Source organism: Sphingobium sp. ZW T5_29, assembly GCF_044987515.1.
In the GTDB taxonomy this organism is placed as follows: domain Bacteria; phylum Pseudomonadota; class Alphaproteobacteria; order Sphingomonadales; family Sphingomonadaceae; genus Sphingobium.
In genome coordinates this window covers 39,703-53,434 of the sequence record NZ_JBJDRM010000008.1, presented here as the reverse complement: position 1 = coordinate 53,434, position 13,732 = coordinate 39,703, and the positions used below count along the sequence as shown (strand labels likewise).

The window sequence follows — 13,732 nt, the reverse complement described above, 5'->3', positions numbered from 1 at the left end:
TCTTAAAAACCGTGCATATTGGTGGGACCCCAATAGGCCCGCATTTCGGTCACTTCATTGGCATCGTTGAACCGGAACGTATCGATGACGTCGATGCGCATGGCCTTGCCATCATGGTTCAGGTTCACCGAAAAAGGAAAGACCGCATAGTCGCCCGCGACCCGCACCGGGCCTTCCAGCTTCAGTTTCGCGCCGGTCTGCATCGACTGGACGTAAAAGGCGCGGATCGCCTCGCGGCCATTGTGGATGGGCGATCCGATCGGGTCCTCGACCGTGGCGTCTGCTGCATAAAGGGCGGCGACCTGGTCGGCGCTTCCGGCTTCGAACGCGGCGACATAGGCGTGGACGGCGGCTTCCATTTTTGCAGGATCGGGCATGGTTTTGGCTCCGGCTTGGACAGGGGTAAGGATGGCGGCTGCAAGTGCGATCAGCATAGGCCCGGACATGATTGTCAGCTTTCCGGGAAATATCGGTTGATGGTGTCGACTACGCAAGCAGGCTTGGCCGTCGGTTGGCCATCCGGCCCTTCGATTTCGACAGTCACGCGGATCACCGCCTGGATGGCCCCGCCCTTCACTTCCTCGACCGAAACGATCTCGCCCGTGCCCCGGATGCGCGATCCGACGATCACCGGACTAAGGAAGCGGGTCTTGTCCATGCCGACATTGACGCCAGCGGAAAAACGCCGGACCTCGACGATCTGCGGCATGAACAGGTTGACCAGGCTCAGCGTCAGATAGCCATGCGCGATGGTCGCGCCGAACGGACCATCCTTGGCGCGCACCGGATCGACATGGATCCACTGATGATCGCCGGTGCATTCCGCAAAGGCGTCGATGCGCGATTGCTCGATGGCGACCCATTCCGACGTGGCGAGACGAGTGCCTTCCTTGCCCAGCAGGTCGCGCGGGTTTTCGAATATGGTCGCCATGCGCGTCAGGCCTGCTGGCTCGACACGGCGATCACTTCGCCGGTCATGTAGGAAGACAGGTCGCTCGCCAGGAACATCATGACATTGGCGATTTCCCATACTTCGGCGGGACGCTTGAACGCTTCCTTCTCGACCAGCTTGTCCAGCGCTTCCTGCGTCGTCACCTTGGCCAGGAACGGATGCATGGCGAGCGATGGCGACACCGCGTTGATGCGCACGCCATGTTCGGCGGCCTCGATCGCGGCGCACCGGGTGAAGGCCATGACGCCTGCTTTGGCGGCGGCATAATGGGCCTGACCCTTTTGCGCGCGCCAGCCCAGGACTGACGCATTGTTGACCATCACGCCGGACTTGTTGGCATACATGCTCGGCAGGAAAGCGCGGGTCATGCGGAACAGCGATGTCAACGTCACGTCGAACACCCGGCTCCACTGATCGTCGGTCATGTCGACGATGTCCGCTTCACCGCCCAGACCCGCATTGTTGATCAGCACATCGACCTTGCCCAGCGCCGCAATCGACGCGTCGCGCAAGGCTTGCACAGCCTCTTCGCTGGTGACGTCGCAGACGAACAGAGCGGGGCGCTCGCAGCCCACTTCGTCGGCGATGCGGTCGGCGGCTTCATTCAGCCTGCGTTCGTGAAAATCGCTGATCAGCAGCTTGGCGCCTTCCTCGGCGGCGCGCTTGGCCGCGGCAAAACCGATGCCGGTGCCAGCGGCAGCCGTCACCACCACGGTCTTGCCCTTCAACATGCCCAGCGGCGTGGGATAGGGCGGCACTGGAGAGGTCGGGGTCATGCGAAATCCTTCATGATGATCTGCGCCAGCGCTTCGCGATGCTGGTCGGGGGTGCCGATCCAGCTGGCGGTGGCGCGGGCGCGCTTGAAATAGAGGTGGGCGTGATGTTCCCAGGTGAAACCGATGCCGCCATGCAACTGGATCGCGTCGCCCGTGACTGAACGATAGGCGTCCGACACATAGGCGCGGGCGATGTGGCAGGCCTGCGCCAGTTCATCGCCATTTTCGTCGATCGCGGCGGCGGCATAATAGGCCGCAGACCGCGATGCTTCGATCAGCAGCATCATGTCGGCCAGCATATGCTTATAGGCCTGGAACGACCCGATCAGCCGCCCGAACTGCACGCGCTGCTTCGCATAGTCCACCGTCGCGTCCAGGCTATATTGCATGCCGCCGGTCTGCTCCGCCGCCAACAGCCCCGCGCCGATGGTCAGCGTCCGTTCGATCGCCGCCTTCGCGCTGCCGGGCGCGCCCAAAATCATGTCGGTGCCGACCGCGCAGTCGAAGGTCAGTCTGGCAAAGCGGCGGGTGCGGTCCAGCGCGGGCAGCACCTCGACGGTCAGGCCGGGCGTATCGGCGTTCAGCACGACCAGGCTGTCATCCGCCGTGGCGACGACGATCAGGTCGGCGACATGGGCAAAGGTCGCGAAATCCGCGGTGCCGGTCAGCTTGCCGTCCCGCAGCGTCGGGCGGCTTGCTGTGCCAGCGAAACTCGCCCGCGTGCCCGAAGCCAGGCGGGGCAGGATGCTCGCCTTCTGCTCTTCGCTGCCTGCCGCCAATACCGCCTGCACGGCCAGGACCGCCGTTTCGAAAAATGGCACCGGCGCCAGCACGCGCCCCGTTTCCTCCAGCACCAGCGCCATTTCGACCGCGCCCAGCCCCAGGCCGCCATGTTCTTCCGGCACCATCAGCCCGGCAAAGCCCATCTCGCCCGCCAGCGCCTGCCACAGCCCCTCGTCAAAGCCGGTCGCGCCTTCCACGGCGGTGCGGATGACATCGGGGTTGGCGGCGTCGGTCAGGAAATCGCGCGCGGCTTCCTGAATGGCGCGCTGGTCGTCGCTAAGCGCGAAATCCATGTCAGGCGGCTCCGTAGACGGGCTTTGCGGGTTCGCGGGTTTCGATCAGCTTGCGCACGATGGCGTCCAGCTCATTGGCTTCCAGACGCGCGCCCTTGTCGAACACCGGGCTGTCGGTCCAACCTTGCGAAAGGAAAATCTGGCCGCCTTTCAGTTCGAATACCTGGCCGGTCACGCCCCTGGACTGTTCCGACACCAGATAAGCGACCAGCGGCGCCATGTTTTCCGGCGCGAACAGGTCGAACTCGCCTTCTTTGGCGTCCATGTCGAACGCGCCGGTATTGGTCATGCGGGTGCGGGCATTGGGGGCCAGGGCGTTCGCCGTGATGCCCAATCGTCCCAGTTCCGCCGCCTGCACCAAAGTCAGCCCGGCAATCCCTGCCTTGGCCGTGGAATAGGCCGACTGCCCGACCGAACCCTGCAAACCCGCGCCCGACGTCGTGTTGATGATGCGCGCATCGACCGGATTGCCCGCCTTGCTCTGCGCGCGCCAATATTCGGCGGCGTGGCGGCTGGTGCAGAAATGGCCGCGCAGGTGGACGCGGATCACCGCGTCCCATTCTTCGGGGGAGCAGGTGAAGAACATGCGGTCGCGCACGAACCCGGCATTGTTGACCACGGCATGCAGCCCGCCAAAGCTGTCGAGCGCCTGTTCGACCATGCGCTTGCCCGATTCCCATTCGGCGACGTCGTCGGTATTGGCGACGGCCTGCCCGCCCATTGCCTTGATCTCGTCCACGACCTGCTCGGCCGCGCCCTTGGTTTCGCCCGCCTCGCCATGGGCGCCCACGCCCAGATCGTTGACCACGACCTTGCAGCCTTCCGCCGCCAGACCCAGCGCATAGGCCTTGCCCAGGCCATTGCCAGCCCCGGTCACGATCGCAACACGTCCTTCGCAGATACCCACTTTATCTTACTCCTCAAAATGCCTTGCGCGTCATGCCGCGACCGGGATCAGCAGATGCTGACTTAGGTCGCCCACCAGATCGAGCAGGGAATAATCGCGCTCTGAAAACTGCCATTGCCCGTCCACCTGGACGAACGCATCATGATAGCGGCCCGCACAGATGGCCTGTAACGGCAGGTCCGGCGTCGCCTGGAACACCGTATAATAGGAACGGCAGGTCGCGGTGCCTGCGTCCTCGTCCACCTCGACGATGGGATTGCTGATGACATGCTTGGTGCGCGGCGTGCCACAGGGATAGATGCGCACATGGGCGCGCCACAGCGCCAGCATCGGCGCTGATCCTTCGACCACCGCGCCATCGCCGGTCCTGACCCGCGTCCGTTCGAACAGCGCCGCGGCCGCTTCCAGTTCGCCAGCGTCCATCAGTTCGGCATAGCGATACAGCAGGTTGGTGATGGCGGTCGCGCTGTTCATGCCCCGGCCTCCCGCTCTGCCGCCTGGCGTTCCCGATGCTCCGCCGTCTTGCCGGTCAAGCGCACGGCGACGGCATCCGACGTGATGCGCTGCGCCTGCCGGTCCGCGTCCGCCTCGCTCAACGGCGTCGCTTCGACCAGGTCGGTCAGCGCCGCACGGGCCAGCTTTTGATACTCCCCCTCGCCATTGTTGCGCCAGGTGACCTGATGCGGCTCGAACGTCTTGACCACCTTGGCCGGGTTGCCCACGACCAGGCTGCGTTCCGGCGTGACCATGTCCGACTTGACCAGGCTAAGCGCCGCGACCAGGTTTTCCGCGCCGATCACCGCATTGTCCAAAATCACCGCGTTCATGCCGATCAGCGCATTTTCGCCGATCTCGCAGCCATGGATGATCGACCCGTGCGCGATGGTCGCGCCCCGGCGGATGATCGTATCGCGCAGCTGATTGGCATGCACCGTAACGCTGTCCTGGATGGAGCTGTCGCCCTCCACCACGATCCGCCCGAAATCGCCCCGCAGCGAAGCGCCGGGCGCGATGAAGCAGCCCGGCCCCACGATCACGTCACCGATCAGCGACGCCAGCGGATGGACGTAGCTGGTCGGGTCGACGACGGGAACAATCCCCTGATAGGCGTAGGCGGGCATCGGGGCTGGGTTCCCTTACAGCCGCTCGATGATGGTGACGTTGGCCTGGCCGCCGCCTTCACACATCGTCTGCAGGCCATAACGCCCGCCCGTGCGTTCCAGCGCGTTCAGCAGCGTCGTCATCAACCGCGCGCCGGTCGCGCCGATCGGGTGGCCCAGAGCGATCGCGCCGCCCTGCACATTGACCTTCTCATGCGGGACATCCAGTTCCTTCATCCACGCCATGGTGACGCTGGCAAAGGCTTCGTTGCATTCGAACAGGTCGATGTCGCTGATCGACATGCCCGCCTTCTTCAGCGCATATTGCGTCGCCGGAATGGGGCCGGTCAGCATCCACACCGGGTTGGCGGCGCGCACCGACAGGTGATGGATGCGCGCGCGGGGCGTGAGGCCATGCTCCTTGACCGCCTGCTCGCTGGCGATCAGCAGCGCGGCGGCGGCGTCGCAATTCTGGCTGGCGACGCCTGCGGTGATGATGCCGCCTTCATTGACCGGCTTCAATGACGCCAGGCCCTCCAACGATGTGGTCGGGCGGATGGTTTCGTCCTTGGCCAGGCCCTCAAGCGCCACCACTTCCTTGTCGAACCAGCCATTGTCCCAGGCCGCCTGCGCGCGCTGGTGCGACGCGAGCGCGAACTGCTCCATCGCTTCACGGCTGATGCCCCATTTGTCGGCGATCATTTCGGCGGACTTGATCTGGTTGACCTCTTCCATGCCATAGCGCTCGACCCAGCCCTTCGACCCGTGGAAGGGGCTGTCGAAGCCATATTGCGCGCCTGCGATCATCGCGGCCATGATCGGAATCTGGTTCATCGCCTGGCTGCCGCCCGCGACGACCAGGTCCTGCGTGCCGCTCATCACGCCCTGCGCGGCGAAGTGGACGGCCTGTTGGCTTGATCCGCACTGGCGGTCGACGGTGACGCCGGGCACTTCTTCAGGCAGGCCAGCCACCAGCCAAGCGGTGCGACCGATATCGCCCGCCTGTCCGCCGATGGTTTCGGTGCAGCCCCACACCACATCGTCCACGCGTGACGGATCGATGCCGGTGCGCTTGACCAGCTCGCGGATAGGGTGCGCGCCCAGATCGGCAGGATGCACCTGCGCCAGGCTGCCCTTCTTGCGGCCGATGGGCGAACGAACGGCGTCGACGATATAGGCTTCAGGCATGTTCATTCTCACGTGCAAAGGTCTGGTCCGGCCCCATGGGCTGGCTAAAGATGCGCGCGGCGATGCGCGCACGGTGATAGGCGGGGGTGCCCCATGTCTGGGTCAGCGCGAGCGCGCGCTTCAGGAACAGGTGGACATCGACTTCCCAGCTGTAGCCCATCGCGCCATGCACCTGGATCGATGCGCGGGCGGCCTTGTCGGCGGCTTCCAGCGCCACCAGCTTGGCATGGCTGACGCGGGCGCGGGCCTGCACGTCGCGCGCGCCGATTTCCGCAGCGGCGGCTGCCACCACGGGCTTGGCGAACTCGATCGCGACCTGAGCGGATGCCAGGTGATGCTTGACCGCCTGATAGCTGCCGATGGGCTTGCCGAACTGCTGCCGTTCCTTGGCATATTCGACCGCCAGATCGACCGACCGCTGCGCCAATCCAAGCCCGAACGCGGCGTTGAACAGCGCCGCGCGATCGAGCGCCAGGTCCCAGTCAGCCTTACCGAGCGCCGTCGCCTTGTCCTTGCTCCACTCGACGCTGAACAGGCGGCGGAAGGGATCGATGCTGGGCTGCGCCGTCAGCGTCACCTGATCGGGCGTCACCAGATACGCCTCGCCGCCATCATGCAGGATGATCGCCGCCGCGCTGTCGGCATTGGCGACATAGGGATTGGCAGGATGCTGGATCGCAATCGTCGCGCTCGGATCGGCCAGCAACGCATGATCAGGCGCCAGCGCGGCCAGCATCGGCGCGGCAACACCTGCGCTTTCCACCAGCGGTTCGGGCAGCGCGACATAGCCCGCCTCTTGCGCGATCAGGGCAAAGTCGGCTTCCGCCAGCCCGATGCCGCCCGCGCTTTCGGGCAACAGCACCAAAGTCAGACCGGTTTCGACGATGGAGGTCCAGCGCGCATCGTCGCGCGCCACGCCAGCTTCCATCATCTTGCGCCAATGGTCGGGCGTGCAGCTGTCCGCAAACAGCGTCCGCGCCGTCTCTGCGAACATCAGCTGTTCGTCGCTCAGGGTGAAGTCCATCTCTCTATTCCCCTTAGCGCGGCAGGCCGAGCATGCGCTCAGCAATGATGTTGCGCTGAATCTCGTTCGACCCGGCGTAGATGGGGCCTGCGAGCGCGAAGATATAGTCGTCGATCCAATCAACGGCGCACGCGTCCGGCGCTTCATGCGTCAGTTCGGCCTGCGGCCCCAGAATGTTGAGCGCGGTCTGCGTCAGGTGGATGTCCAGTTCCGACCAGAAAATTTTGTTGGTCGACGCCTCCGGTCCGATCTTCGCGCCCGCCATCAGTCGCGATGCGGTCTGGTAGATGTTGAGCGCATAGGCGTCGGCATTCATGTGCGCGCGCACCACGTCCGCCTCCAGCGCCGGGTCCGCCGTCTCCTTATGTTCGGTCCACAGCTGCGCCAGCTTCTTGGCCGCCACCTGATAGCGGGCAGGCGACCGCAGCATCAGCCCGCGCTCGAAACCCGCCGTCGCCATGCAGATATGCCAGCCCTGACCCTCATCACCCAGCCGGTTGAAGGCAGGCACGCGGACATTCTCCAGGAAAATCTCGGCGAAACCGACATGGCCGTTGATCTTCTTGATCGCATTGACCGTGACGCCCGGCGCGTTCAGCGGGAAGAAGACCAGGCTCATCCCCTTGTGCCGCTCGCTGCCCGGCTCGCGGAACAGGCCGAACGCCCAGTCGGCGAACACCGCGCGGCTCGACCAGATCTTGTGGCCATTCAGGATATACTCGTCGCCATCACGGACGGCGGTCGCCCGCACGCCTGCCAGATCGGACCCGGCCATCGGTTCGGACCAGGCCTGTGCCCAGATTTCCTCGCCGCTCGCCATCTTGGGCAGGAAACGCTGCTTCTGCTCATGGGTGCCGAATTCGATCAGCGTCGGGCCGAGCAGGAAAATACCATTCTGGTTGACGCGGCCCGGCGCGCCCGCGCGATAATATTCTTCCTCGAAAATCAGCCACTGGATGAGGTCAAGGCCGCGCCCCCCATATTGTTTGGGCCATGTCACCATGCCCCAGTCGCCGGACTTCAGCGTCTTTTCCCATTGGCGGTGTGCTTCGAAACCTTCGCGCGTCGCATCGAAATGCTCCAGCGTGTCCTTAGGCACATGGGCTTCCAGCCAGCTGCGCACCTCGGCGCGGAACGCCTGCTGTTCGGGGGTATAGGTCAAGTCCATCAGAATTTCGCCGCGCCCTTATTGTCCACAAAGGCGTCTCGCGCCTTCTGGCTGTCTTCATGCATGTACATTTCGAGCGTGAAGCCCTGCTCGATCCGGTAATGGGCCGACGGGTCGGTCGGCTCGATCAGGTTCAACGCCTGCTTGGCGATGACCAGCGCCGCGCGGCTCTTGGACGCAATCACCTCGCAGAAGGCGTAGGCCTCGTCCTTCAACTGCTCCAGCGGCACCACCTTGTGCACCGAACCGTGACGGTAGGCGTCCTCCACCGGGATACGCCCGCCGGTGAAGAAATTGGCGCGCACCATCTGGACCGGGAGCATGCGGCTCATGAACGCCGCCCCGCCCATCGCGCCGCGATCGATCTCGGGCAGCGAGAAATAGGCCCCTTCCGCCGCGATCAGCGCGTCGCAAGCGCCCGCGATATTGACGCCGCCGCCGATGACGAAGCCATGGAGCGCGCCGACCACCGGGATCGCGCATTCACGGATCGCCTTGAACGTCAGGTAATTATCCTTGTTCAGCTTGGCGATGCGTTCGGGATGCGCTGCCATCTCCTTGATGTCGACGCCGCCGCAAAAGCCCCGGCCTTCGGCGCGGATCAGGATGCATTTCACATCCTCGTTCGCTGCCGCTTCGTACACCATGGCCGGGATCGATTCCCAACCCTTGGTGTCGAATGCGTTGACCGGCGGGTGGTCGAACAGGATTTCGGCGATGGCGCCCTTGATGGTCAGCGTGATCGGCATCTTTTAAGTCCCTTTTCCTCAGGCGGCGCTGGCGGTTTCGCGGCCCATGGCGGCGAGTGCGGCCAGGCGCTCATGCGCCTCTTCGACGATGCGGTCGACCAGAGCCGCGCAGGTCGGGACCTCGCCAATCCGCCCGCCCACGACGCCGGTCGCCATCACGCCATGTTCGATGTCGCCTTCGACCACTGCCTTCTGGATCAGCATCGGCATGGTCGCGGCCATCATCGCCTGTTTCAATGGCATCGCGCCATGGGCGGTCATGCCCCGCGCCGACTTGATGAAATCCATCCAGCTCGCGCCGGTCTGCTTCTTCATCGCCATGCCCGCCTCGATCGCGCGCAGCCACATGCCCAGCGGCCCGGACTTTTCGATCCGGTCCATCAGCTTGGTGCGCACCATCCGCTGGGGAATCCCGTCCAGCTTGGTGGTGACGACGATCCGGTCAGTCGATGCTTTCAGATATTCCGCCTTGGCGCTGTCGGGCACCGGGCTTTCCTTGGTCAGCAGGAACCGCGTGCCCATCGCAATGCCGACCGCGCCATAGGCAAGGGCTGCGGCCAGCCCGCGCCCGTCGGCAAAGCCGCCGCTCGCGATCACCGGCACGTTCACTGCGTCCAATACCTGGGGCAGCAGCACGGTGGTCGGCACGGAACCTGTATGCCCGCCGCCTTCGCCGCCCTGGACATTGACCATGTCGACGCCCAGTTCCACCATCTTCTGCGCATGTTTGACCGCGCCGACGGTGGGGATGCACAATATGCCTGCATCCTTGAAGCGGCCGATCATCTTGGCATTGGGGCCACGGCCAAAGCTCACCGCGCGCACCTGATCCTTGTTGGCCAGGATCAGCTCGACAATCTGGTCAGCGCCCGGCTGAAAGCTGTGGAAGTTGACACCGAACGGCTTGTCAGTGCCATTGCGGACAGCCAGAATCTTCGCGCGCGCTTCGTCGGGCGTCATCACCGCTGCGCCCAGAAAACCGAACGCGCCTGCATTGCTCGACCCGATCACCAGCGAAGGCTCGGCCACCCATCCCATCGCGGTCTGGATGATCGGCCAGCGGCAGCCAAGCCGTTCGGTCAATATGGTGTGCAGCGGATCGCCCATCATTCGCTCGCCTGTTTCTTGTTCGCTTCCGCCATCTTCTTGGCGTCCAGCCCCGCGATCGAGCTGCCCTGGACCAGATCATTCTGCGCATGGGCGAAATGGTGCATATGATATTGCGCGTCCATCGCGTTGCGCTTGCCCATCAGCTCTTCGACATGGTTGATCGCCTGCTTGGTGAGCCAATTGCCGAGGCGCGGTTGCGCCACCAGCTTGGCCGCCATGCCCGCCACCGTCTCACGCAGCGCCTCGCGCGATACGATCTTGTTCACCATGCCGAACTGTTCGGCCCGCTGCGCGCTCATTCGCTCGCCCAGCAGTAGGAATTCCTTGGCGATGCGCGGGGGCAGTTCATAGGCGTGGGCGAAATATTCAACGCCCGGAATGCCCATGCGGTTGACCGGGTCCTGAAAGAAAGCGTCGTCGGTGGCGACGATCAGGTCGCACACCCATGCCAGCATCAACCCGCCCGCGACGCAGGCCCCCTGCACCATGGCGATGGTGGGCTTGGGCGTGTCGCGCCAGCGGCGGCACATGCCGACATATTGCTCTTTTTCACGCGTGTAGAGCAATTCGGCGGCGGGCTTGTTCACATGGCCCGGCACCATCAGCCTGTTTTCGAAATGCTTGTGCACGTCCCGGCCGGGCGTGCCGATGTCATGCCCGGCCGAAAAATGCTTGCCGTTACCGCCCAGCACGATGCAGCGCACATCGTCATCGTTCGTCGCCTTGATGAAGGCGTCGTCGATCGCATAGGTCATCTGGCCGTTCTGGGCATTGTTGAAGCCCGGACGGTTCATCATGATCCACGCAACATTGTCGATCACCTCATAGGTGACCGGCTCTTGCGTTTCGTAGACGATGTCGACCTGTTGCGGTTCGACCAGGCGGTCGGTCTCGTTCATATTCAGGCTGCCCTTCTGTCTCCGGCCGGGTTGTCCTTGAACACGGTGGCACGGACGTTGTTCGGGTCGATCTTCGCGATCAACTCCAGCTGCTCAGGCGTTGGCGCAGGCGTCACCGGAATGTCGCCAACGACCTTTGCCAGTGGGAAGCCGGTATTGTCCTGCACTTCCTCAAACGTGACACCCGGATGCAGAGAGATCACACGGATCTGGTGATCCGGCCCGCCAAAATCCATCACGCACAAATTGGTGATGATGCGGCGCAGGTCCAGACCCTGGGGCGGACCGCCATTGCGGTAGCGCGCCGGGTTGTAGCCCGCCATGCAGACGAAATCGACTTCGCCTTCCACGAACGCACGCTTGTTGTGGTTTGCAAAGAAGAAGCTGTTGGGATGGCTGATCGAATTGCCCGGAAAACCGCGCGCGCCCAGCATCGCTGCCTTGGGCTTCTTGTGATCGCCGATCACCGAAATGTTCGCCTGGCCGAAGCGGTCGATCTGCACCGGCCCGACCAGCGCATGACGGCGGCCGCTCCACAGCGCCGAAAAGACGCGGTCATAATTGGCGATGCCTTCAAACTCCGGCTCGGCGGTGCGCTTGCCGGGGCCGACTGGCTCGCTGGTATAATAGACCTCGCCATCGGTGGTCTGGATCGCGGGCGCAAAGCTCAGCTTGGCCAGACCCGCACCGATGCGGGGCAGGGGGCCGATGCCGGTCGCCATCACTTCACCATCGTCGCGCCAGACTTCGGCGCAGGCGGCGATGACCAGTTCGGCGAGCGAATAGCTATTCTGGGTCATGTCAGTCTCGCTCAGTAAATGGGGACGGGCAGTTGCTTGACGGCGTCCGCGCCGCCGATTGCCGCCTGATAGTCAGCTTCGGACACGTCGATATATTTCGCCTTATACTCGGCCCAGGCTTCGGGAGAGGCGGCGCTTTCGACATAGGTCTTGATGTGCTTGAGATCGAGCTGATAGTCCGGCGCGGCGCTGGTGGGATGCGCGCCCAGCGGTGCTTCCGCAACGCCGGTGATCATCGCCCGCTCGACCAGATTGTAGCGGCTGTTCTTCTTCATATCCAGCTCGGCCGTCGGCACGATCTTCTCGACCGTGGCGTAGCTCTTCTTGGCGGCGCGGACCAGCAGCTCGTCGAAGATCGGATCGACCGACAGCGTCAGGATGTTGCCGCGCTCGTCGGAACGATGCGCATGGATCAGCGCGACGTCAGGCACCAGAGCAGGCATGGCGACGAATTCTTCGCCATCCTCATAGGGGCTTTTCACGAATTTGAAGTCGAAACCCGACTGGTTGATGACGTCGGTGCCGATGCCGACGCGGGTCGGCAGGAACGGCAGCTTCATCGCGCCCGCACGCAGGCCCCAATGATACATGCCCTCGTCCAGTTCCAGCACTTCAAAAGCGCCCGCCTGGCGAGCGTTGCGGAAATGCGGTTCCAGCGGATAATGGTCCAGGCTGGCAAAGGCGAAGACCAGCTTCCTGATCTTGCCGGTCGCAGCCAGCATGCCGATGTCCATGCCGCCATAGCCGGCCATCAGGGTCAGGTCCTTCAGGTTCGACCGGGCGATCGCGCGGATCAGGGCCATCGGCTTGCGCCGCGTCGCCCATCCACCGATACCGATGGTCATGCCGTCGGAAAGTTGGTCGACGATGTCATCCACCGTCATACGCTTGTCGAGCATAGTTTCAGTCATCCTTTTCATGGGCCCATTTGTGGCCCCAGTCACTGACGCCAAGGCTGGTCGTGGGCACCCAGGTGGCCGGGTCGATTACCAGGCCGTTCCAGCCATATTCAATGTCGAAACCGCCGGGCGTCTGCATGTAGAATGACGTCATCTTGTCATTCACATGGCGGCCCAGCGTCGCGGAAAGCGGCACCTTGCCCTTGCTTTTCAGCACGCGGTCATAGGCGCGGCCTACATCTTCCAGGCTGCCGACTTCCAGCATCATGTGCACGGCGCCGTTCGGGCTTTCGGGCAACTGGCCCAGCGCCAGGCTGTGGTGCCGGTTGTTGCAATGCATGAAGGCAAAGCCGACGCCCGGATCGTCCGGTCCGCCGCCGCCCATGTAGAAACGGCCAAGGTCGGTGTCGGCAAAGCCCAGCACATCCTTGTAGAATGCGTGGGTCTCATCGAAATTGGGCGCGGTCAGCACCACATGGCCCATGCCCATGTCGCCATTGTCGCCGGTCACGAAACGGCTGACCGCAGCGGGGGACACGAACGGCGCATAGTCATAGAAACGACCGTAGAACAGCTCCATCGCATGGCCGCCGGGGTCCGAAGACCGGGCCAGTTCGGTCACGTTGCGCGCGCGCGCTTCCATGACGTCCGCGCGCGCCACGGGGCGGCCCGCCGCCTCCAGCTTCGCCAGCGCCGATTCATATTCTTCGCGACTCGCAAATTCCCAACCGGGCGCGACGAATGCGTCCCGATCGCCCTTTTGCACCCACAGGCGGAAAGGCCGGTCATCCATGCGGAACAGGGCGACATCGTCCCTGTCGCTGCGCGCAGGCATCAACCCTGCGATATTGCAGGCAAAGTCGCGCCATGCGTCGAGGTCGCGCGCCTCGATCACGACATAGCCAAGTGATTTTACTGCCATTCTGCCGCCTCGTCCAAAGCCCGCCCCGACTAGCCGGGGAGGCGTATTCGTTCGGAACTGTCGCTTCCGCTGCGCAATTATCGGCCAGCCCGGCCCACTGCGCAGCGTACCGCTTATCGCCAAATCTTCCATAGGCAATAGCAATTCGTTCCGGTTCGGCCT

General features: G+C 63.8%; 16 protein-coding genes. All 16 read right to left on the bottom strand.

The features are described 5' to 3' along the window. Positions 1–2: 2 nt before the first annotated feature. From ACI3KQ_RS08575 to ACI3KQ_RS08500, 16 genes are read right to left on the bottom strand one after another with little or no spacing between them, the layout of a single operon-like run. Positions 3–446, bottom strand: a complete 444-nt coding sequence (locus tag ACI3KQ_RS08575) for a nuclear transport factor 2 family protein (protein WP_404956656.1) — start codon at positions 444–446, stop codon at positions 3–5. Between the two features lie 5 nt (positions 447–451). Further along, positions 452–931 (bottom strand): MaoC family dehydratase, encoded by a 480-nt coding sequence (locus tag ACI3KQ_RS08570; protein ID WP_404956654.1) that lies wholly within the window; start codon positions 929–931, stop codon positions 452–454. A 5-nt stretch (positions 932–936) separates the two neighbouring features. Further along, the gene (locus ACI3KQ_RS08565) at positions 937–1,728 is read right to left on the bottom strand and encodes an SDR family oxidoreductase (protein WP_404956652.1); all 792 of its coding nucleotides are present in this window, start codon (positions 1,726–1,728) and stop codon (positions 937–939) included. Next, positions 1,725–2,804: an acyl-CoA dehydrogenase family protein gene (locus ACI3KQ_RS08560; RefSeq protein WP_404956650.1), complete on the bottom strand. Its 1,080-nt coding sequence runs from the start codon at positions 2,802–2,804 to the stop codon at positions 1,725–1,727. Before ACI3KQ_RS08560 ends, ACI3KQ_RS08565 begins: the two co-directional genes overlap by 4 nt. 1 nt (position 2,805) lies before the next feature. After that, complete coding sequence (locus ACI3KQ_RS08555) at positions 2,806–3,711, bottom strand: SDR family oxidoreductase (RefSeq protein WP_404956648.1); 906 nt, start codon at positions 3,709–3,711, stop codon at positions 2,806–2,808. 30 nt (positions 3,712–3,741) lie between these two features. Beyond that, positions 3,742–4,185, bottom strand: coding sequence for a nuclear transport factor 2 family protein (locus tag ACI3KQ_RS08550; RefSeq protein WP_404956646.1), 444 nt, complete (start codon positions 4,183–4,185; stop codon positions 3,742–3,744). Next, positions 4,182–4,832, bottom strand: a complete 651-nt coding sequence (locus ACI3KQ_RS08545) for a phenylacetic acid degradation protein PaaY (RefSeq protein WP_404956645.1) — start codon at positions 4,830–4,832, stop codon at positions 4,182–4,184. Before ACI3KQ_RS08545 ends, ACI3KQ_RS08550 begins: the two co-directional genes overlap by 4 nt. A gap of 15 nt (positions 4,833–4,847) precedes the next feature. Further along, complete coding sequence (locus ACI3KQ_RS08540) at positions 4,848–5,999, bottom strand: acetyl-CoA C-acetyltransferase (protein ID WP_404956643.1); 1,152 nt, start codon at positions 5,997–5,999, stop codon at positions 4,848–4,850. Continuing rightward, positions 5,992–7,023 (bottom strand): acyl-CoA dehydrogenase family protein, encoded by a 1,032-nt coding sequence (locus ACI3KQ_RS08535; protein ID WP_404956641.1) that lies wholly within the window; start codon positions 7,021–7,023, stop codon positions 5,992–5,994. The genes ACI3KQ_RS08540 and ACI3KQ_RS08535 overlap by 8 nt, the downstream gene beginning before the upstream one ends. A 13-nt stretch (positions 7,024–7,036) precedes the next feature. Then, positions 7,037–8,191 carry an acyl-CoA dehydrogenase gene (locus tag ACI3KQ_RS08530; RefSeq protein ID WP_404956639.1) on the bottom strand — a complete coding sequence of 385 codons (1,155 nt, stop codon included), beginning with the start codon at positions 8,189–8,191 and terminating at the stop codon, positions 7,037–7,039. After that, positions 8,191–8,940, bottom strand: a complete 750-nt coding sequence (locus tag ACI3KQ_RS08525) for an enoyl-CoA hydratase family protein (protein WP_404956637.1) — start codon at positions 8,938–8,940, stop codon at positions 8,191–8,193. Before ACI3KQ_RS08525 ends, ACI3KQ_RS08530 begins: the two co-directional genes overlap by 1 nt. Before the next feature lie 18 nt (positions 8,941–8,958). After that, positions 8,959–10,050 (bottom strand): NAD(P)H-dependent flavin oxidoreductase, encoded by a 1,092-nt coding sequence (locus ACI3KQ_RS08520; RefSeq protein WP_404956635.1) that lies wholly within the window; start codon positions 10,048–10,050, stop codon positions 8,959–8,961. Continuing rightward, positions 10,047–10,949: an enoyl-CoA hydratase gene (locus ACI3KQ_RS08515; RefSeq protein ID WP_404956634.1), complete on the bottom strand. Its 903-nt coding sequence runs from the start codon at positions 10,947–10,949 to the stop codon at positions 10,047–10,049. The genes ACI3KQ_RS08520 and ACI3KQ_RS08515 overlap by 4 nt, the downstream gene beginning before the upstream one ends. A 2-nt stretch (positions 10,950–10,951) precedes the next feature. Continuing rightward, positions 10,952–11,749 carry a CoA-transferase subunit beta gene (locus tag ACI3KQ_RS08510; protein WP_404956632.1) on the bottom strand — a complete coding sequence of 266 codons (798 nt, stop codon included), beginning with the start codon at positions 11,747–11,749 and terminating at the stop codon, positions 10,952–10,954. 11 nt (positions 11,750–11,760) lie between these two features. Continuing rightward, positions 11,761–12,660 carry a CoA transferase subunit A gene (locus tag ACI3KQ_RS08505; protein WP_404956630.1) on the bottom strand — a complete coding sequence of 300 codons (900 nt, stop codon included), beginning with the start codon at positions 12,658–12,660 and terminating at the stop codon, positions 11,761–11,763. After that, positions 12,653–13,570 (bottom strand): VOC family protein, encoded by a 918-nt coding sequence (locus ACI3KQ_RS08500; protein WP_404956628.1) that lies wholly within the window; start codon positions 13,568–13,570, stop codon positions 12,653–12,655. The genes ACI3KQ_RS08505 and ACI3KQ_RS08500 overlap by 8 nt, the downstream gene beginning before the upstream one ends. Positions 13,571–13,732: the final 162 nt, after the last annotated feature.

What these genes read in the sequence shown, in the direction of transcription:
- ACI3KQ_RS08530 (WP_404956639.1), bottom strand. Translation starts at nt 8,191, where the DNA reads ATGGACTTGACCTATACCCCCGAACAGCAGGCGTTCCGCGCCGAGGTG.
- ACI3KQ_RS08565 (WP_404956652.1), bottom strand. Translation starts at nt 1,728, where the DNA reads ATGACCCCGACCTCTCCAGTGCCGCCCTATCCCACGCCGCTGGGCATG.
- ACI3KQ_RS08535 (WP_404956641.1), bottom strand. Translation starts at nt 7,023, where the DNA reads ATGGACTTCACCCTGAGCGACGAACAGCTGATGTTCGCAGAGACGGCG.
- ACI3KQ_RS08505 (WP_404956630.1), bottom strand. Translation starts at nt 12,660, where the DNA reads ATGACTGAAACTATGCTCGACAAGCGTATGACGGTGGATGACATCGTC.
- ACI3KQ_RS08560 (WP_404956650.1), bottom strand. Translation starts at nt 2,804, where the DNA reads ATGGATTTCGCGCTTAGCGACGACCAGCGCGCCATTCAGGAAGCCGCG.
- ACI3KQ_RS08570 (WP_404956654.1), bottom strand. Translation starts at nt 931, where the DNA reads ATGGCGACCATATTCGAAAACCCGCGCGACCTGCTGGGCAAGGAAGGC.
- ACI3KQ_RS08550 (WP_404956646.1), bottom strand. Translation starts at nt 4,185, where the DNA reads ATGAACAGCGCGACCGCCATCACCAACCTGCTGTATCGCTATGCCGAA.
- ACI3KQ_RS08520 (WP_404956635.1), bottom strand. Translation starts at nt 10,050, where the DNA reads ATGATGGGCGATCCGCTGCACACCATATTGACCGAACGGCTTGGCTGC.
- ACI3KQ_RS08540 (WP_404956643.1), bottom strand. Translation starts at nt 5,999, where the DNA reads ATGCCTGAAGCCTATATCGTCGACGCCGTTCGTTCGCCCATCGGCCGC.
- ACI3KQ_RS08545 (WP_404956645.1), bottom strand. Translation starts at nt 4,832, where the DNA reads ATGCCCGCCTACGCCTATCAGGGGATTGTTCCCGTCGTCGACCCGACC.
- ACI3KQ_RS08500 (WP_404956628.1), bottom strand. Translation starts at nt 13,570, where the DNA reads ATGGCAGTAAAATCACTTGGCTATGTCGTGATCGAGGCGCGCGACCTC.
- ACI3KQ_RS08510 (WP_404956632.1), bottom strand. Translation starts at nt 11,749, where the DNA reads ATGACCCAGAATAGCTATTCGCTCGCCGAACTGGTCATCGCCGCCTGC.
- ACI3KQ_RS08515 (WP_404956634.1), bottom strand. Translation starts at nt 10,949, where the DNA reads ATGAACGAGACCGACCGCCTGGTCGAACCGCAACAGGTCGACATCGTC.
- ACI3KQ_RS08575 (WP_404956656.1), bottom strand. Translation starts at nt 446, where the DNA reads ATGTCCGGGCCTATGCTGATCGCACTTGCAGCCGCCATCCTTACCCCT.
- ACI3KQ_RS08525 (WP_404956637.1), bottom strand. Translation starts at nt 8,940, where the DNA reads ATGCCGATCACGCTGACCATCAAGGGCGCCATCGCCGAAATCCTGTTC.